17 protein-coding genes are annotated in these 17060 nt (G+C 69.5%); 8 read left to right on the top strand and 9 right to left on the bottom strand.

The window, feature by feature from the left end; genetic code table 11:
* Positions 1-244 precede the first annotated feature (244 nt).
* On the bottom strand, positions 245-994 hold the full coding sequence (locus tag H5398_RS00945) for a phosphoglyceromutase (protein ID WP_182781695.1): 750 nt from the start codon (positions 992-994) through the stop codon (positions 245-247).
* 31 nt (positions 995-1025) lie between these two features.
* A complete protein-coding gene (gene phoU / locus H5398_RS00940; protein ID WP_182781696.1) occupies positions 1026-1691 on the bottom strand; it encodes a phosphate signaling complex protein PhoU in 666 nt (221 codons plus the stop codon).
* Positions 1692-1890: 199 nt separating this feature from the next.
* On the opposite strand from phoU, the gene H5398_RS00935 reads away from it, so the two are divergent.
* On the top strand, positions 1891-3066 hold the full coding sequence (locus H5398_RS00935) for a cell wall metabolism sensor histidine kinase WalK (protein ID WP_182798654.1): 1176 nt from the start codon (positions 1891-1893) through the stop codon (positions 3064-3066).
* Positions 3067-3744 (top strand): response regulator transcription factor, encoded by a 678-nt coding sequence (locus tag H5398_RS00930; protein WP_182798653.1) that lies wholly within the window; start codon positions 3067-3069, stop codon positions 3742-3744. It abuts the gene before it with no gap.
* Between the two features lie 3 nt (positions 3745-3747).
* On the opposite strand, the gene H5398_RS00925 is transcribed toward H5398_RS00930, so the two are convergent.
* Positions 3748-4239, bottom strand: coding sequence for a hypothetical protein (locus tag H5398_RS00925; protein WP_182781699.1), 492 nt, complete (start codon positions 4237-4239; stop codon positions 3748-3750).
* Positions 4240-4401: 162 nt separating this feature from the next.
* On the opposite strand from H5398_RS00925, the gene H5398_RS00920 reads away from it, so the two are divergent.
* From H5398_RS00920 to H5398_RS00905, 4 genes are read left to right on the top strand one after another with little or no spacing between them, the layout of a single operon-like run.
* Complete coding sequence (locus H5398_RS00920; protein ID WP_182781700.1) at positions 4402-4887, top strand: CarD family transcriptional regulator; 486 nt, start codon at positions 4402-4404, stop codon at positions 4885-4887.
* Between the two features lie 8 nt (positions 4888-4895).
* Positions 4896-5597 carry a 2-C-methyl-D-erythritol 4-phosphate cytidylyltransferase gene (ispD, locus tag H5398_RS00915; RefSeq protein WP_220489035.1) on the top strand — a complete coding sequence of 234 codons (702 nt, stop codon included), beginning with the start codon at positions 4896-4898 and terminating at the stop codon, positions 5595-5597.
* Positions 5598-5609: 12 nt separating this feature from the next.
* Positions 5610-6083 carry a 2-C-methyl-D-erythritol 2,4-cyclodiphosphate synthase gene (ispF, locus tag H5398_RS00910; protein ID WP_182781701.1) on the top strand — a complete coding sequence of 158 codons (474 nt, stop codon included), beginning with the start codon at positions 5610-5612 and terminating at the stop codon, positions 6081-6083.
* Between the two features lie 47 nt (positions 6084-6130).
* Positions 6131-7807, top strand: coding sequence for a DUF2207 domain-containing protein (locus H5398_RS00905; protein ID WP_182798652.1), 1677 nt, complete (start codon positions 6131-6133; stop codon positions 7805-7807).
* Positions 7808-7817: 10 nt separating this feature from the next.
* Here H5398_RS00905 and H5398_RS00900 read toward each other — a convergent pair whose 3' ends face one another.
* From H5398_RS00900 to cysS, 3 genes are all read right to left on the bottom strand, one after another.
* A complete protein-coding gene (locus H5398_RS00900) occupies positions 7818-9254 on the bottom strand; it encodes a glycine hydroxymethyltransferase (protein ID WP_370585675.1) in 1437 nt (478 codons plus the stop codon).
* Between the two features lie 82 nt (positions 9255-9336).
* Positions 9337-10290: a 23S rRNA (guanosine(2251)-2'-O)-methyltransferase RlmB gene (rlmB, locus tag H5398_RS00895; protein ID WP_182781703.1), complete on the bottom strand. Its 954-nt coding sequence runs from the start codon at positions 10288-10290 to the stop codon at positions 9337-9339.
* Entirely contained in the window at positions 10291-11778 is a 1488-nt protein-coding gene (gene cysS / locus H5398_RS00890; RefSeq protein WP_370585685.1) for a cysteine--tRNA ligase, read from the bottom strand.
* Positions 11779-11809: 31 nt separating this feature from the next.
* Here cysS and H5398_RS00885 point away from each other — a divergent pair, with 31 nt between their 5' ends.
* Together H5398_RS00885 and H5398_RS00880 are read left to right on the top strand one after the other, a co-directional pair.
* Complete coding sequence (locus H5398_RS00885) at positions 11810-12529, top strand: DsbA family oxidoreductase (RefSeq protein WP_220489034.1); 720 nt, start codon at positions 11810-11812, stop codon at positions 12527-12529.
* Positions 12530-12561: 32 nt separating this feature from the next.
* The gene (locus H5398_RS00880; RefSeq protein ID WP_182798650.1) at positions 12562-13182 is read left to right on the top strand and encodes a class I SAM-dependent methyltransferase; all 621 of its coding nucleotides are present in this window, start codon (positions 12562-12564) and stop codon (positions 13180-13182) included.
* Here H5398_RS00880 and H5398_RS00875 read toward each other — a convergent pair.
* From H5398_RS00875 to H5398_RS00865, 3 genes are all read right to left on the bottom strand, one after another.
* Entirely contained in the window at positions 13179-14558 is a 1380-nt protein-coding gene (locus H5398_RS00875; protein WP_182798649.1) for a DUF4032 domain-containing protein, read from the bottom strand. The genes H5398_RS00880 and H5398_RS00875 overlap by 4 nt on opposite strands.
* 9 nt (positions 14559-14567) lie before the next feature.
* On the bottom strand, positions 14568-15758 hold the full coding sequence (gene metB, locus H5398_RS00870) for a cystathionine gamma-synthase (protein ID WP_220489033.1): 1191 nt from the start codon (positions 15756-15758) through the stop codon (positions 14568-14570).
* A 99-nt stretch (positions 15759-15857) separates the two neighbouring features.
* Entirely contained in the window at positions 15858-16952 is a 1095-nt protein-coding gene (locus H5398_RS00865) for an ABC transporter ATP-binding protein (RefSeq protein ID WP_182798648.1), read from the bottom strand.
* Positions 16953-17060 lie beyond the last annotated feature (108 nt).

Below are 17060 nucleotides of genomic sequence, written 5' to 3'. Positions count from 1 at the left end.
AACCCGACGATCACATGACTGGCGTCCCGCCTCAGCAGGGCCGCACCAGGGCCGCCCCGTCGGCCATCGCCCGGACCCGACCACGCCACGGTGAGACCAGTGCAGGAGTTGTGAAGAGATGCCCGGGCGGCCCTCAAGCCACCCGGGCATCTCCGAACTTGGGAGAGGCACCAAGGCCAACCGCAACGGGCCGCCCGGTCATCGCCTCACAAGTCCTGCACCTACGCCAGGCGCGATGCCGGGTCTACTTCTTTCCTTGGTTCTTCACTGCCTCGATGGAGGCGGCAGCCGCCTCGGGGTCCAGGTAGCGACCACCCGGGGTGACCGGCTTGTAGTCCTCGTCCAGCTCGTAGTAGAGCGGGATGCCGGTGGGGATGTTCAGTCCGGCGATGTCCTCGTCCGAGATGCCGTCCAGGTGCTTGACCAGCGCGCGCAGGGAGTTACCGTGGGCCGTCACCAGCACGGTCTTGCCCTCGGCCAGGTCCGGCACGATGTGCGCTTCCCAGTAGGGCAGCATGCGCGCCACGACGTCCTTGAGGCATTCGGTCCGCGGGCGGTCCGCCTCGGGGATGTCCGCGTACCGGGGATCGTGGTGCTGCGAGAACTCGTCGTCGACGTCGATGAGCGGCGGCGGCGTGTCGTAGCTGCGGCGCCAGAGCATGAACTGCTCCTCGCCGTACTGCTCCAGCGTCTGGGCCTTGTTCTTTCCCTGCAGCGCACCGTAGTGGCGCTCGTTGAGGCGCCAGCTGCGCTTCACGGGGATCCAGTGACGGTCGCAGCCGTCCAGCGCCAGGTAGGCGGTGTGGATGGCGCGGCGCAGCAGCGAGGTGTGCAGGATATCTGGGAGGAGGTCCTCCGCCTGGAGCAGTCCGGCGGCGGCCTTGGCCTCCCCGATGCCCTTCTCGTTGATGTCCACGTCCACCCAGCCGGTGAACAGGTTCTTGGCGTTCCACTCGCTCTCGCCGTGGCGGAGCAAAATCAACTTCGCGGTCATGCGCGCAACACTACAGGCGGGGCCGCCGCCGTCAGGCGTTGGGCCAGTCCTCGCCCTCGGGCACATCGCCGGTGATGATGTAGATCACTCGCCGGCCCACCGCGACAGCGTGGTCTGCGAAGCGCTCGTAGTAGCGGCCCAGCAGCGCGACGTCGACGGCGCCCTCGATGGAGATGTCCGTCCCTTCGGCCAGCATCATCGAGAACTGTTCGCGGCGCAGGACGTCCATCCGCTCGTCGATCTCCACCAGACGGTGGGCGCCCTTGGCGTCGCGATCCTGCAGCGACTGCCTGGCGAGGGTGACGATCTCGATGGCGATGTCAGCCATCTCGCGGAAGCTCGCATCGAACTGCTCCGGGACGGCGCTGACCGGGTAGCGCAGGCGCGCGATCTTGGCCACGTGGGCGGCGAGGTCGCCCATGCGGGCGAGCTCGAACACGACGCGGATGGCCGAGACGATGGTGCGGAGCTCGCCGGCGACGGGGGCCTGCAGCGCCAGCAGGGAGAGGCACTTGTACTCCATCTCCTCGTGCATCTTGTCCAGCTGCACGTCGTTGCTGATGACGGACTCGGCCTTGGTCAGGTCTGCCGTCAGCAGCGACTCGGAGCCTTCGCGGATCGCCACTTCGACGAGTCCGGCCATGTTGACGAGGCTGTCGAGGATCGAATCGAGCTCCTCGTGGTAGCTGGTGCGCATGTGCAGTGCTCCTTGTGTGTCAAAGCCAACGGCCAGTCTAGCCGGGGGAGGGCCATCCCGAACGATAGGCACCCCGGGTAGCGGGGCATTTCCTCTGGGTGAATCGCGGGTGAACGGACGGTGAAGACTCGGCGCCGCCGTCGCTGCTCAGAGGGCTTTCGGGCCCGGGCCCCTGGCGGTCGAGCCATATGATGGCGGCATGCACCCAGCCCTCGCCGGACTCATCGGGGCGGGGGTAGCCCTGCTCGGTGTCCTGTTCGCGTACCTGCTCGTCCAGGGCAAGCAGAGCTGGCGCCAGCTGGAGGCCCAACGCATGGCGGACAAGGCGTCACGGGAACTGCACGACGTGCTGGACACCATCGCCTCCGGCGCCGTCCTCGTTGGCCCTCACGACGAGATCCTCATGGTCAACGAGCCCGGCGTGGCGCTCAACCTCGCCCGGGGCAGCAGGGTCGGCTTCCCCGAGCTGCTCGAGCGCGTCCGGGAGGTGCGCTCGTCCCAGGCGCCCTACCGCGGGCCGGTGGTCCGGGAGCTCCACCCCGGCTCCGAGAGGCTGGAGCTCGCCACCCGGATCGCCCCCATGGTGGACGAGAACGTGCTCGTCATCGCGGAGGACGAGTCAGCCCAGAAGCGGGTGGAGGCGGTGCGGCGCGACTTCGTCGCCAACATCTCCCACGAATTGAAGACCCCCATCGGCGCCATCTCGGTGCTGGCGGAGGCCGTCGAGGCGGCCAAGGACGACCCCGAGGCGGTCCAGCGCTTCGTACACCGGATGCAGCTGGAGACGGCCCGGCTCGCCGAGCTGGTCAATCAGATCATCGATCTGTCCAGGCTGCAGTCCACGGACCCCCTGCTCAGCCGGGAGGTGGTGGACGTGGCCGAGGTGGTGGGTGAGGCGATCGCCCGCTCGCAGGAGCGCGCCACGCAGCGGGACGTCTCCCTCATCCTGGCCCGCACCACGCACGCGAAGGTGATGGGAGACAGGTGGCAGCTCGCCGATGCCGTCACCAACCTCGTGCAGAACGCCATCAACTACTCCGACGAGAAGGCCCGCGTCACGCTCAGCATCCTGCCCGTCACCGCAGACGGGGACCAGTTCGTGGAGATCAAGGTCTCGGACAACGGCATCGGCATCAGGCCCGAGGAGCAGGAACGCGTCTTCGAGCGCTTCTACCGGGTTGACTACGGCCGGTCGCGGCAGAGCGGCGGCACGGGCCTCGGCCTGTCCATCGTGCGCCACATCGCCAACGCCCACGGCGGCACCGTGAGGGTGTGGTCCAGGCCCGGGCAGGGCTCCACGTTCACGCTGCGGCTACCCGCCTACCTGGGGCCAGATCCCGCAGACACAGACCACGACACCGACGAGGAGGCCTAGATGACCCGCATCCTGATCATCGAGGACGAGGATTCCTACCGAGACGCCACCAGCTTCATGCTCCGCAAGGAGGGCTACGACGTGGTGACAGCCGCCGATGGCGCCGAAGGGCTGGCGGAGTACGACAGGAACGGCGCGGATCTGGTGCTGCTGGATCTGATGATGCCGGGCATCCCCGGCGTGGAGGTGTGCCGCCAGCTGCGGGCGAGGGGCAACGTCGCGATCGTCATGGTGACCGCCCGCGATTCAGAGGTGGACAAGGTGGTGGGCCTTGAGCTCGGCGCCGACGACTATGTCACCAAGCCGTTCAGCCACCGCGAGCTCGTCGCCCGGATCCGGGCCGTGCTGCGGAGAGGGCAGGACCAGGTGCTGCTCCCCGAGGTGGTGGAGGTCAGCGGCGTGCGGATCGACGTGGAGCGCCACCAGGTCAACGTCGACGGCGTGGACGTCCGCTTCGCGCTGCGCGAGTTCGAGCTGCTGGAGCTCCTGCTGCGCAACGCCGGCCGGGTGATGACCCGGGGCCAGCTGATCGACCGCATCTGGGGCAGCGACTACGTGGGCGACACCAAGACCCTCGACGTGCACATCAAGCGGTTGCGCTCCAAGATCGAACGCGATCCGTCCAACCCGGTGCGGCTGGTGACGGTGCGGGGCCTCGGCTACAAGTACGACGGCTGACGCTCAGGCGCCGGCCTGCTCCCACGCCTCGACGAAGTCCGGGTGCTCCGCGGACACGACGGGGACGCTCAGGGTGACGCTCTGCCCGCCGTCGAACTGCACCGCGACCCGTGCGAGGCGCCCCACCAGCAGCTCGGAGGTGTTGAACGTGGTGTCCGCGCCGTCGAGGATGATGGTCTTGCCCTTGGGGATGTCCGCCGTGAAAGGCACGGCGTTGAGCTCACCGAACGAGCCATCCTCCAGCTCGGCGGCGTATCCGAGGCCGGCGACGCTGGCTGCCTCGTCGCGCGAAGCGATCCCGCCCAGGATCATTCCCGTGCCGTCGCCGTCGGTGACCACCATGAAGTTGCGCAACTTGAGCCCGCCCTCATCCACCTGGACCCCGGCCGCCGGCGGTGCGGCGTACTCCCATTGGCCCGCGGTGCACCCGCTCACCGAGACGGCGAGCGCGACGGTGGCGACGAGGGCCGCGGTGCGGCGCAGGGTCTTGCTCATGTGTCCTCCGGCTGTGGGGCGTGGCTAGGCACATCCTAACCGGATCCGGGCTGCGTGTACCACGAAGCATCCAGCGCGGGGCCCCGGGGTGGGGTAAGAATCGCCGTCTGGGTGGGTGGCGGCGGCCCTGCTAGAATTGAGTTCTGGGAAAGGGGTCATTGAATGACTTTTTCGATCGGTGAAACGGTGGTCTACCCAAATCATGGGACTGCTGTCATTGAAGACATCGAGAACAAGACCATCAAAGGCGAGGACAAGTTGTACTTGGTCCTCCGCGTCATCGGACAAAACGACCTGGTGATCAGCGTGCCGGCGTGCAACCTGGATCTGGTTGGTGTGCGGGACGTGGTCGACGCTGATGGTTTGGAAAAGGTGTTCGCGGTGCTTCGCGCCGAGCACACCGAGGAGCCGTCCAACTGGTCCCGCCGCTTCAAGGCCAACATGGAGAAGCTGCACTCCGGCAACGTGATCAAGGTCTCCGAGGTTGTCCGGGATCTGTGGCGTCGAGACCGCGACAAGGGTCTCTCCGCCGGCGAGAAGCGGATGCTGGCGAAGGCCCGCTCCATCCTGATCGCCGAGCTCGCGCTCGCCGAGCAGGTCAACGAGGACAGGGCCGAGGTCATGCTCGATGAGGTCCTCGCCTCCTGAATCCAGAAGTGTCACATCTTGATACGCCGGTCGTCGCCGTTGTGGTGGCGGCCGGTTCTGGTTCCCGGCTGGGCGCAGCCCAGCCGAAGGCCCTCGTAGAGCTGGAGGGCGTCACCCTGGTCCGCCGTTCCGTGGACGCCCTGGCAGCAGGGGGAGTCGAGCAGGTCGTCGTCACCGTCCCCCACGGCCTCGAACCGGAGTTCCGTACCGCGCTGGACGGGGCCGCCGTGCCCACCACCTGCGTCGAGGGGGGCTCAACCCGGCAGGACTCCGTACGGATCGGGCTGGCCGCCATCACCGCGCCGGACCGGGCCGTCGTCCTCGTCCACGACGCGGCCCGCGCCCTCATCCCGCCCACCGTCGTGCGGGCCGTGGCGTCGGCCGTGGCCGGCGGCGCGGAGGTGGCCATCCCCGTGCTGCCTGTGGTGGACTCCATCCGCCGGATCGACGGGGCCTCGTCGCAGGTGGTGGACCGGGCCCCGCTGCGAGCGGTGCAGACACCCCAGGGGGCGCGGTTCGGCGCGCTGCGGCGGGCCCACGACCTCCTGCTGGCCGAGGCGCTCGAGGTCACCGACGACGCCGCCGCCTGCGAACACGCCGGCCTCAGCGTCACGCTCGTCGACGGGCACCGGGACGCGTTGAAGATCACCGAACCCGTGGACCTGGTGCTGGCCCGAGCCATCCTGGCCGCTCGGGATCACTCACACTAAGGGGCAGCAACGATGAATCGAGTGGGGATCGGCACGGACGTGCACCGGCTGGAGCCGGGGGTGCCCCTCTGGGTGGCCGGCGTGCACTTCCCCGACGAAGCCTCCGGCCTGGCCGGTCACTCCGACGGCGACGTCGCCGCCCACGCGGCGTGCGACGCGCTGCTCAGCGCCGCCGGGATGGGCGACCTCGGAAGCAACTACGGCACCGCCGAGCCGGAGTGGGCGGGCGCCAGCGGCGTAGCCTTCCTCACCGAGACCGCCCGGCGCGTCCGCGCGGCCGGCTACGCCATCGGAAACGTGGCCGTCCAGGTGATCGGCAACCGGCCCAAGCTCGCACCGCGCCGTGCGGAGGCGGAGCGCGTGCTCAGCGCCGCCGTCGGAGCCCCGGTGACCGTCAGCGCCACCACCACCGACGGGCTCGGCCTCACCGGCCGGGGCGAGGGTGTCGCGGCCATCGCGGTGGCCACGGTCGTCGCGGAGGACTGACGTCGCGGGTGCGCTAGGTTGCTGCTACCTGAAGAGGAAGGGCTGCGATGAGCCGTCGTGCGCGTTGCTGGATGCTGATCGCCGCCGTCGCGACGATGCTGTGGTGGCCCTCAGCCGCCCTCGCGCAGGACGGTGAGGCGGCCGCCGAGGTCGCGGGCGTGGTTGCTGCCGACGGGACTCTGCGCGTCACGCAGACCCTCACCTTCGACGCGCCCCTCGACGAGCTCACCCAGGTGCTGGCGCTCACCCGAAGCATCGACTCCTCCCACTTCCACCGGTACCGCATCAGCAACATCTCGGCCACTGTCGCGGGCGAGGCGGTGGACCTCGCCACCACCACCACCGCCACCCAGGTGGAGATCCGGATGGCCGTCGACGGTGCCGGCCCTCTCATCCTCGCCTACGACGTCCACGGCGCCACCCGCACCGAGCAGGGCCAGGACGGCGCCCTCACGATGCTCCAATGGCCCCTGATTCAGGGCCTTCCGGTGGCGCTCAGCCAGGTGGCAGGAGTGGTCGAGGGGCCGGCGCTCCCGGACATGATCGGCTGCGAGGCCGGCCCCCGCGGCAGCGTCGGCCGGTGCGCGGCGCTCGGCGGCGGCACGTTCGCCCAGCCGGATGCGGCGTTCCAGGACGGTCCCCGAGACGCGGGCGACGAGGTGGTGCTCAGCGTCGCCTACCCCGCGGATGAGGTGGCAGCTACGGCGGACCTCCAGGAGCGGTGGAGCCTGGATCGCGCGTTCACCGTCTCCTGGCCGACGGTGCTCGCGGCCCTCGGCGCCGCCCTTCTCGGGGGCGCGCTGCTGCTCCTGCTGCATCGCCGCGCCGGCCGCGACCTCGCCCCTTCCGCGGCCCACGCCATCGGATCGTTCGCGCCGGTCGGGCCCGGCGAGTCAGTGTTCCGGGTGGCGGAGGGCGTGCGCCCCGGGCACGTGGGCACGGTCGCCGACGAGCGGGTGGACCCGATCGACGTCACGGCCACCCTCGTTGACCTCGCCGTCCGCGGGCACTTGCTCATCACGGAGCTGCCGCGGCCCAGCCACGGGCTGCTGGACTGGGCGATCGAGCGCACCGAGGCCCCCGTCGACGAGCTGGCCCGGTTCGAGCAGGAGCTGCTCGACGCCGTCGCGCCCGAAGGCGAGCAGACCCTGGTGTCGCGGCTGAGCGGACGCCTCGCCGATCGGATCGTCGGCATCCAGGACGCACTGTACGACGACGTGGTGGCACGGGGCTGGTTCGAGCAGAGGCCGGACTCCACCCGGTCGTCGTGGCGCACCCGCGGGTACGTCGTGCTCGGGCTGGCCTTCCTGGCCGCCGTGGTGCTGGTGGCGTTCACGACCCTCGGCCTGATGGCGCTGGTGCTGGTGTCGGTGGGGGCCGCGGTGGTGTGGGTGGCGGACCGGATGCCGCGCCGCACCGCTGCGGGCACCGCCCTCCTCGACGGTCTCGGGGCCCTGTCCGCGCTGTTGGCCACGCACACCACCGCCGAGATGCCGCGCGGCCGCGAGCTCCAGGAGATCTCGCGGCTGCTCGGCTACACCGTCGTGCTGGGCGGCAAGGAGCGCTGGCTCGAGGCCATGGTGGCCGCCGACGACGACGACACCGTCCCGGATCCTGCCGTGCTCAGCTGGTACCACGCGCCCGGCACCTGGCACCTCCAGGACCTCCCCGCATCCATGACGCAGTTCATCCACACGGTGCAGGGCGCGTTGTACTCACGCTGAGGCGTGCGCCTCAGAGCTCGAAGCCCGGGTACAGCGGCCGCATCGACAGCAGGCGCTCGGCCTCGGCCAACGACGTACTGCGGGCGTCGTCGGTGAGGACGTACTTCGCCTTGCTCGGGTCGCCCGCGGCGGTGGTGGTCGGCGTGGTGGACTTCAGGACGCCGGAGATCATGTCCGCCACCGCATCCATGTCCGAGGCGGTGAAGCCGCGCGACGTCAGCGCGGGGGTGCCGAGCCGGACGCCGGTGGTGTACCAGGCGCCGTTGGGATCGTTGGGCACCGCGTTGCGGTTGGTGACGATGCCGCTCTCCAGCAGCGCGGACTCCGCCTGGCGGCCGGTCAGCCCGAAGGAGCGCACGTCCATCAGCACGATGTGGTTGTCCGTGCCTCCCGTGACCAGGGTCACGCCGCGCCGGAGCAGGCCCTCGGCCAGCGCCTTGGCGTTGTCGGCGACGTTCTGCGCATAGGTCTGGAACTCCGCGGTGCGGGCCTCGGCCAGCGCCACCGCCTTCGCAGCCATGACGTGGGACAGCGGGCCGCCGAGGACGAGCGGGCAGCCGCGGTCCACCGACGGGGCGAACTCCTTGGTGGCCAGCACCATACCGCCGCGCGGGCCGCGCAGGGACTTGTGCGTAGTGGTGGTCACCACATGCGCGTGCGGCACCGGATCCTCGTCGCCGGTGAACACCTTGCCGGCCACCAGACCCGCGAAGTGGGCCATGTCCACCATCAGCACGGCACCCACCTCGTCGGCGATCTCGCGCATTGTGGCGAAGTTCACGCGCCGCGGGTAGGCGGAGTAGCCGGCCACCAGGATCAGGGGCTTGAACTCGCGGGCCTGGGCGGCGAGGGCGTCGTAGTCCAGCAGCTGCGTCTCGGGATCCGTCCCGTAGGAGCGCTGGTGGAACATCTTGCCCGACACGTTGGGGCGGAAGCCGTGCGTGAGGTGGCCGCCGGCGTCGAGCGACATGCCGAGCAGTCGCTGGTCGCCGAAGCGGCGCCGCAGCGTCTCCCAGTCCGCCTCGGACAGGTCGGCCACGCCCTTGGCGCCGAACTCGGCCAGGCCCGGGGCCTCGACCTTGTTGGCCAGGATGGCCCAGTAGGCCACCAGGTTCGCGTCGATGCCCGAGTGCGGCTGCACGTAGGCGTATTCGGCGCCGAACAGCTCGCGGGCGTGCTCGGCCGCAACGGCCTCAACCGTGTCCACGTTCTGGCAGCCGGCGTAGAAGCGGTGCCCGACGGTGCCCTCGGCGTACTTGTCGCTCAGCCAGGTGCCCATGGTGGCGAGCACCGGAAGACTGGCGTAGTTCTCCGACGCGATGAGCTTCAGCGACGCGCGCTGGTCGGTGAGCTCCTGCCGCGTCGCCTGCGCGATGCGGGGCTCCACCTGCTCGATCATGCCCAACAGGGTCTGGTAGGCCGAAGAGATCGACTCGAGATCGCTCACAGTTCTCCTTGAGTGTGCGGTGTGGGTACCAATCTAGTCGCCCCGTCGCCTGGGGGCATTTTTCACCGTTGGCGGCTGGACATCACTCCGACGGGGTGATCCCGGAGCGCTGCTGGGTCACCTCGTACAGCGCGATGGAGGCGGCGACGGAGGCGTTGAGCGACTCCACCGAGCCTGCGATCGGGATGGAGACCAGTGCGTCGCAGTTCTCGCGCACCAGGCGCGCCAAGCCCTCGTCCTCGGAGCCCACCACGATCACCACGGGCCCGTCGAGGCCGGGCGCGCCGGAGACGGGCACCTCACCCTCGCCGGCGAGCCCGATGATGGTGAAGCCCATCTTGGACGCCTGCTGCAGGGCTCGGTTGAGGTTGGTGGCCATTGCGATCGGCAGCCTTGCGGCGGCCCCGGCGGAGGTCTTCCACGCCGCGGCCGTCATGGAGGCAGAGCGTCGCGAGGGGATGATGATTCCCTGCGCGCCGAACGCCGCCGCGGATCGCACGATCGCCCCGAGGTTGCGCGGATCCGTGATGCCGTCGAGAGCCACGACGATGCCGTCCAGCTCCAGCGCGTCCGCCAGCACATCCTCGGCGTCGGCGTACTCGTAGGCGGGCAGCTGCACCGCGACGCCCTGGTGCACCAGACCGCCGGTGACCCGGTCCAGCTCGGCTCGGGTGACCTGAAGCAGGGGCAGGCCGTGCTCAGCGGTGAACTTGAGGATGTCGCGGAGACGGTCGTCGCGCTCCGCGCCCTCCGCGACGAAGGCCTGCTTCACCGGCAGGCCGGCCGTGAGAGCCTCGAAGACGGGGTTGCGCCCCACCACCCAGTCCGCCCCGACGGGGTTCTTCGTGGTCTGGGGACGTCCCTGCCCGGCGCGCTGCGCGGCCTGCTTGGACTTGTAGGCCTTGTGGTAGGGCCGGTCCTCGGCCTTCGGTGTGGGCCCGCGACCCTCGAGGCCGCGCCGGACGCGCCCACCCGATCCGGCGGTCTTGTTCTTGCCCTTGCTGGTCGCGCCGCGGCGCGATGAGTTGCCTGCCATCTACTTCTTCTCCAAGCTCCACCGGGGGCCGGTGGGGGTGTCTGTGATCACGAGGCCGAGGCCTGCGAGGGTGTCGCGGATGGCGTCCGCGGCGGCCCAGTTCTTGTCCGCCCGGGCCTGCGCGCGCTGCCCGAGGAGGGCCGCGACGAGGCCGTCGACGACTGGGGTGAGGTCGTCGTGTGACGTCTGGCCCGCCCATTCGTCGGCGTCGGGGTGGATCCCGAAGACGTTCAGCATCGAATCGACGACGGCGGCGTACAGCCGCGCCTTCTCGTGATCCCCGTCGGCGATCGCCTGGTTGCCGACACGGATGGCCTCGAACAGGGCGGCGGTAGCGGCCGGCGTGCCGAGGTCGTCGTCCATCGCCCTGTCGAACGCTTCGTACTGGGGGACCTGCAGTGGTGCGTAGGCGAAGAATCCGACGTCGCGGAGGGGCTTGACGCGCCCGACGAAGGAGTCGATACGCGCGATGGCCTTCTCCGCCTCCGTCAGCGACCCGCGGGTGCCCTCGTCGGCGGGCGAGAACTCGATGGTGGAGCGGTAGTGCGGGGCGAGCAGGAAGAAGCGCACGGCGCGCGGGTTGTAGATCCTGGTCACCTCGGAGACCAGCGCGGTGTTGCCGAGCGACTTGCTCATCTTCTCGCCGGCCATGGTGACCCAGGCGTTGTGCATCCAATAGCGGGCGAAGCCCTTGCCCGCCGCGGCGGACTGCGCCAGCTCGTTCTCGTGGTGCGGGAAGCGGAGGTCGACGCCGCCGCCGTGGATGTCGAAGGTGTCGCCGAGGTACTTCCCGGCCATCGCCGAGCATTCGAGGTGCCATCCGGGACGGCCGCGACCCCAGGGCGAGGGCCAGGACGCCGTCGCCGGCTCGCCCTCCTTGTGTCCCTTCCAGAGGGCGAAGTCTCGCGGGTCGCGCTTGCCGCGCGGATCCGCGTCTGCCGCGGGCTCCATCTCGTCGACCTTCATCCCGGACAGCTCGCCGTAGCGGGGCCAGGACTTCACGTCGAAGTAGACGTCGCCGGACCCGTCCGGCGCCGCGTAGGCGTGGCCGCGCTCGATGAGGGTCTCGGTGAGCTCGATCATCTCCGGAATGTGGCCGGTGGCGCGGGGCTCGTACGTGGGGGGTTTGCAGCCCAGTGAGGCGTAGGCGTCGTGGAGTTCGCGCTCGAAGTGGTAGGCGTGGGCGAACCACTCCACGCCGGCCTCGGCGGACTTGGCGAGGATCTTGTCGTCGATGTCCGTGACGTTGGCCACAACAGAGACCTCGAGGCCCGTATGTTCCAGCCATCGGCGCAGGACGTCGAAGACGACCTCCTTGCGGATGTGCCCCAGGTGCGGCGACGCCTGGACGGTGAGCCCGCAGTGGTAGATCGACACCTTGCCCTCGGCGAGGGGAACGAACGCGCGCACTGAGCGGGTCGCGGTGTCATAGAGCTTGAGGGTCACAGGAGCAGAGTCTACTGGGCAGCCCGCGGATTCGCCGCTCAGAGGTGATTGAAACATGTACTATCCTGGGCTGGTGACTCTCAACGTATCGATCTGGTCAGACATCGCCTGCCCCTGGTGCTATATCGGCAAGCGCCGCTTCGAAACCGCGCTGGGCCGGTTTCCGCAGCGCGATCAGGTGGTGGTCCAGTGGCGCAGCTACCAGCTCGATCCGGGCCTCCCCGAGCACGACCATCGCACCGAGGTGGAGTACCTCGTGGCATCGAAGGGCCTGCCCGCCAGCAGCGTGGAGGCGATGATCGCCCACGTCTCCGAGCAGGCTGCCGGCGAGGGGCTCACCTACGACTTCGACAACCTCGTCGTCGCGAACTCCCGCCGGGCGCACCGCGTGCTGCAGGCCGCCAAGCGGGCCGACGCCGTCGACGGTGGCGCCCGCACCGACCGCTTGAAGGAGTCGCTGCTGTCCGCCCACTTCGAGGGGGGCGTAAACATCGGGGACACCGAGGTGCTGGGCGGGCTGGCCGCCGCGGCGGGGCTGGCCGAGGAGGAGGCGCGCGCCGCCGTCGACTCCATGGATCTCGACGCCGCGGTGGACCGCGACATCGCAGAGGCGGCCGCCATCGGCGTGCGCGGAGTGCCGTTCTTCGTCTTCGACGACAAGTACGGGGTCTCCGGCGCACAGCCTCCTGAAGTGTTCCTCCAGGCGCTCGAGGTGTCATGGTCTGAGCGGGTGCCCGGGTTGATCACGATCGACGGCTCCGGAGAGGCCTGCGGTCCTGACGGCTGCGCGTGACGGCCGCTCGACGCCGGTGGTCTACTTGACCCATGTCGAAAGCGCGCGAGGAACGGCTCCGTCACCATTGGGACGAGGGAGCCGAGCACTTCGATGACAAGATCGCGCCCCTCGAGCGCCGGTTCCTGGCAGCGAGCCGCGCCTGGGTGGCGGAGCGTGCAGGCGGCCGGGTGCTGGAGGTGGCGGTGGGGACTGGCCTCAATCTGCCCTACTACAGCCGCGACATCACACTCTCCGCGATCGAGTTGAGCCCCGGCATGCTGGCGGTGGCCGAGCGCAGGATCGACCGCCTCGGGCTCACCGTCGAGGCGCAGGTGGGGGATGGCCAGGACCTGCCTTTCGACGGAGGCTCCTTCGACGCCGTCGTGTGCACCTACTCACTGTGCGGCTTCGCGGACCATAGGCGCGGTGTCGAGGAGATGGTGCGGGTGCTCCGCCCCGGAGGCAGCCTCCTGCTCGCTGACCACGTGGGCTCCACCAACCCCGTCCTCCGCGCGGGGCAGTGGCTGCTCGAAGCCGTGACGATCCCGCTGCAGGGCGAGTACTTCACGCGCCGCCCGCGCCTGGTCGTCGAGGCGCTGGGCCTGGAGGTGGTGGCCGCAGACCGGTTGCATCACGGCGTCATCGAGCGGGTCCACGCCCGCAAGCGCTAACCGCCCTTGGGCTTCTTGGCGGCCTTGGCGCGGAGCGCATTGATGTCGAACCCCGCCACCACTGGGACGTCCGGGTCGTTGGCGCCGTCCTCCCAGGGGTCGTAGGGCTTCTCGTCGTTGTCGTCGACGTAGCCGTGTGAGGGGTCGTACTTGTTGGCCAGCTCGCCGCCCACCGGGTCGATGTTGGCCATCTGCTCGTCAGGCAGCTGGGTCAGCACCTCCTGGATGTACCCGGAGGCCGCCTCGGTGGTGGGCACCTCACGGTTCTCGCGCTGCGACTGGTACCACCGGTAATCCAGCACCTCGTGGAAGAACTGGGCCGCGTCGCGCTTAGCGCGCAGGTCCGCGGGGATGCGGGTGACTGCCGGCTCGAAGACCTCGACGAGCCACTTGTGGGCGGCTACCGACTCGGGGGCGTGCGGGGCGTTCTTGGCGCGGAAGGTGTCCATGTCGTTCAGGAGGCGCCTGGCCTGGTGTTCCTCGGCGTCGAGCCCCGTCAACCGCATGAGCCGACGGGTGTGATGCCCGGCCTCTACCACCTTCGGGCGCATCCGGATGGTCTGCCCGTCCGGCGAGGCGTCGACATCGATCTCGGCCACGTCGAAGCCGAGTGCGTTGAGGCGACGGACGCGACCCTCCAGGCGGTAGAGCTCCGAGCCGGCGAACTCCTCCTCGCCCGTCAGCTCGGCCCAGAGCTGCTGGTAGCGCTCCTCGATGGTGGCCACCAGCCACTGCGGGTCCAGGGAGGCATCGAGGATGCCGCCGGCCTCAAGGTCCAGGAACTCGCCGAAGAGGTTGGTGCGGGCGATCTGCAGGTCGTGGGCGCGCTGACCGTCGGTGAGTGTGTCGTGCAGCTCGCCGGTCTCGGCGTCGACGAGGTAGGCGGCGAACTCGCCTGCGTCTCGGCGGAAGAGGATGTTGGACAGCGACACGTCGCCCCAGTAGAAGCCGGTGAGGTGGAGGCGGGCGAACAGCGCCACCATGGCATCCAGCAGCCGGTTGACCGTCTCGTGCTTGACGCCCGGATAGAACAGCGAGCGGTACGGCAGCGAGAAGGGAAGGTGCCGCGTCAGCAGGATGGGGTCCAACGGGTCACCGTCGGAGTCCACCCGGCCCAGGACCACGCCGACGGGATCCACCGACGGCACTCCGAGGCGCTTGAGCTCGGTGAGCATGCGGTACTCCTGCACTGCCACCTCCTCCAGGATCTCCTTGGCCGCGAAGATCTCCTCCCCGACAGTGAGGAACCGCACCACATGGCGCGAGATGCCTCGAGGGAGGGCGACGAGGTGGCGCGCAGGCCACTCCACCAGCGGGACCTGCCAGGGCAACTGGAGGAGGTCCGCGTCGGGCTTGGCAGCGAGGAACCGGGGCACGGGCCGAGTCTAATGCCCGCCGCGGCGGCTGTCGCTGCCCGAGCCCTCGGCGCGCTGCAACGCTTCCGCGACGACGGCCACCAGGTCCTCCTCGGCCTCGATGCCGACGCTCAACCGCAGCAGACCGCCGTCGATCCCCGCGGTCTCGCGCGCCTCGGCGGTCATGCCAGCGTGCGTCATGGTCTCCGGATGGCACACCAGCGATTCGACCCCGCCCAGGGACTCCGCCAGGTGGAAGATCTGCAGCCCGTCCAGGAAACGGTGCACCGCGGCCACTCCGCCGGCCAGCTCCAGCGAGATCAAGGAGCCGAAGCCGCTCTGCTGCCGGGCCGCGACCTCGTGGCCCGGATGCGACGCGAGCCCGGGGTAGTGCAGCGCCGCGACAGCAGGGTGACCGTCGAGCAGCCGCACGAGCGCCTCCGCGTTGGCGGCGTGCACCCGCATGCGGGCGTCGAGCGTGCGGAGCCCGCGCAGCGTCAGGTAGGCGTCGAACGGGCTCGACGTGAGGCCCAGCGCGTTGGCCCACAGGCGCAGCTTGGCGTGCACCTCCGGGTCCGCCGCGACAGCCACGCCCCCCACCACATCGGAGTGGCCGTTGATGAACTTCGTGGTGGAGTGCACCACGATGTCCACGCCGTTCTCGAGCGGCCGCTGGAACAACGGCGACAGGAACGTGTTGTCCGCCGCCACCAGAGCCCCGACGGCGTGCGCGCTGGCGGCCGTCGCCGCGATGTCGGTGATCCGCAGGAGGGGGTTCGACGGTGTCTCGATCCACACCAGGGAGGGGGAGCGGTCGAGCGCCGCATCGAAGGCGTGCGCATCGTTGAAGTCCACGAACTCCACCTCGAAGCGGCCCTGCGAGGCCAGGAACGTGAACAGCCGCCACGTCCCGCCGTAGGCGTCGTGCTGGACGACGACGCGGCCGCCGGCGGGCACGAACGCTTCGGCCACCAGCGTGATGGCGGCCAGCCCGGTGGCGACGCTGGTGGCTCCGGCGCCGCCCTCCAGGGACGTCAGCGCCTCGTTGAGAAGGTCCCGGGTGGGATTGCCGGAGCGAGTGTAGTCGTACTCGCGGGGCTCGTCGAAGCCGTGGAAGGTGAAGTTCGTGCTCAGGTACAGCGGGGGCACGACGGCACCATAGGCGCCGTCGGCACCCAGCCCCGCCCGCATGCCCCGGGTCCAGCGTCCAAGCTCAGCCATCAATCGCTCCTCTGTACAGACCCCTGCAAAATAGTGGAGCCCCGGCGAACCGGGGCTCCACTACAGAAGGATTTCGCTCTCAGGAGAGCGATCGCGCGCTCAGGAGAGGCGCTCCTCCGTCTTGTTGCTGAACACGTGGACGGCCTCAGGAGCCGCCGCGAGGCGGACGACCTCACCCTTGTGGGGTGCGGTGCGGGCGCCGACGCGGGCGACGAACTGCTGCTCGCTGACGATCTCGTCCTCGTGCGAGGAGGCGAGGGTGCCGTAGAGGAACGAGTCAGCGCCCAGCTCCTCGACGACGGCGATGTGGAGGCCGATGCCCTCCTCCGCGACGCGGAACGCCTCGGGGCGGATGCCGATGGTGAGGGTGTCCTCGCCGTTGGCGGCCTTGGCCAGGGTCTCGCGGGGCACGCGGACGACGTAGTCGCCAACCTGCACGCCGTCTTCGACGCGCTTGCCGGAGATCAGGTTCATGGCCGGCGAGCCGATGAAGCCGGCGACGAAGAGGTTCTTCGGCGTGTCGTACAGGGCCAGCGGGGTGTCGACCTGCTGCAGGTTGCCGTCCTTCATCACCGCGACGCGATCGCCCATCGTCATGGCCTCGACCTGGTCGTGGGTGACGTAGACGGTGGTGACGCCGAGGCGCTGCTGCAGGGCGGCGATCTGGGTGCGGGTGGAGACGCGGAGCTTGGCGTCGAGGTTCGACAGCGGCTCGTCCATGAGGAAGACCTGCGGCTGACGCACGATGGCGCGGCCCATGGCGACGCGCTGACGCTGGCCACCGGAGAGGGCCTTCGGCTTGCGGGAGAGGAAGTCCTCGAGGCCCAGGAGCTTGGCGGCTTCCTGGACTCGCTTTTCGCGGTCCGCCTTGGGCACGTTCTGCATCTTGAGCGCGAAGCCCATGTTGTCAGCGACGGTCATGTGCGGGTACAGGGCGTAGTTCTGGAAGACCATGGCGATGTCGCGGTCCTTCGGGGGAAGGTCAGTCACGTCGCGGTCGCCGATGTAGATGGAGCCGGAGTTGACCTCTTCGAGGCCGGCCAGCATGCGCAGGGAGGTCGACTTGCCGCAGCCCGAAGGGCCGACAAGGACCATGAATTCGCCGTCCTCGATCTCGAGGTTCAGCTTGTTGACGGCGGGACGATCGGTCCCGGGGTAGACACGGGACGCGTCCCGGTAGCTAACTGTGGCCATAGCCATATTCCTTTCCACGGGCAGGTACGTGCCCGACGATCCGTTGTGGATAGGAACCTGTTTTCAGGTGTTCCTGAGGCGAGACTTTACACCCCACCCCCCGGGATT

The organism is Tessaracoccus sp. MC1679 (assembly GCF_014164775.1).
GTDB lineage: Bacteria > Actinomycetota > Actinomycetes > Propionibacteriales > Propionibacteriaceae > Arachnia.
Note: the sequence above shows the minus strand (reverse complement) of the source record. Positions and strands in the feature narration are given on the sequence as shown.

Excerpts from the sequence above, each read along its gene's own strand:
- H5398_RS00880 (WP_182798650.1), top strand. The coding sequence starts at position 12,562 with ATGTCGAAAGCGCGCGAGGAACGGCTCCGTCACCATTGGGACGAGGGA.
- H5398_RS00925 (WP_182781699.1), bottom strand. The coding sequence starts at position 4,239 with ATGAGCAAGACCCTGCGCCGCACCGCGGCCCTCGTCGCCACCGTCGCG.
- H5398_RS00920 (WP_182781700.1), top strand. The coding sequence starts at position 4,402 with ATGACTTTTTCGATCGGTGAAACGGTGGTCTACCCAAATCATGGGACT.
- H5398_RS00945 (WP_182781695.1), bottom strand. The coding sequence starts at position 994 with ATGACCGCGAAGTTGATTTTGCTCCGCCACGGCGAGAGCGAGTGGAAC.
- H5398_RS00905 (WP_182798652.1), top strand. The coding sequence starts at position 6,131 with ATGAGCCGTCGTGCGCGTTGCTGGATGCTGATCGCCGCCGTCGCGACG.
- rlmB (WP_182781703.1), bottom strand. The coding sequence starts at position 10,290 with ATGGCAGGCAACTCATCGCGCCGCGGCGCGACCAGCAAGGGCAAGAAC.
- H5398_RS00930 (WP_182798653.1), top strand. The coding sequence starts at position 3,067 with ATGACCCGCATCCTGATCATCGAGGACGAGGATTCCTACCGAGACGCC.
- H5398_RS00865 (WP_182798648.1), bottom strand. The coding sequence starts at position 16,952 with ATGGCCACAGTTAGCTACCGGGACGCGTCCCGTGTCTACCCCGGGACC.
- phoU (WP_182781696.1), bottom strand. The coding sequence starts at position 1,691 with ATGCGCACCAGCTACCACGAGGAGCTCGATTCGATCCTCGACAGCCTC.
- metB (WP_220489033.1), bottom strand. The coding sequence starts at position 15,758 with ATGGCTGAGCTTGGACGCTGGACCCGGGGCATGCGGGCGGGGCTGGGT.
- H5398_RS00935 (WP_182798654.1), top strand. The coding sequence starts at position 1,891 with ATGCACCCAGCCCTCGCCGGACTCATCGGGGCGGGGGTAGCCCTGCTC.
- ispF (WP_182781701.1), top strand. The coding sequence starts at position 5,610 with ATGAATCGAGTGGGGATCGGCACGGACGTGCACCGGCTGGAGCCGGGG.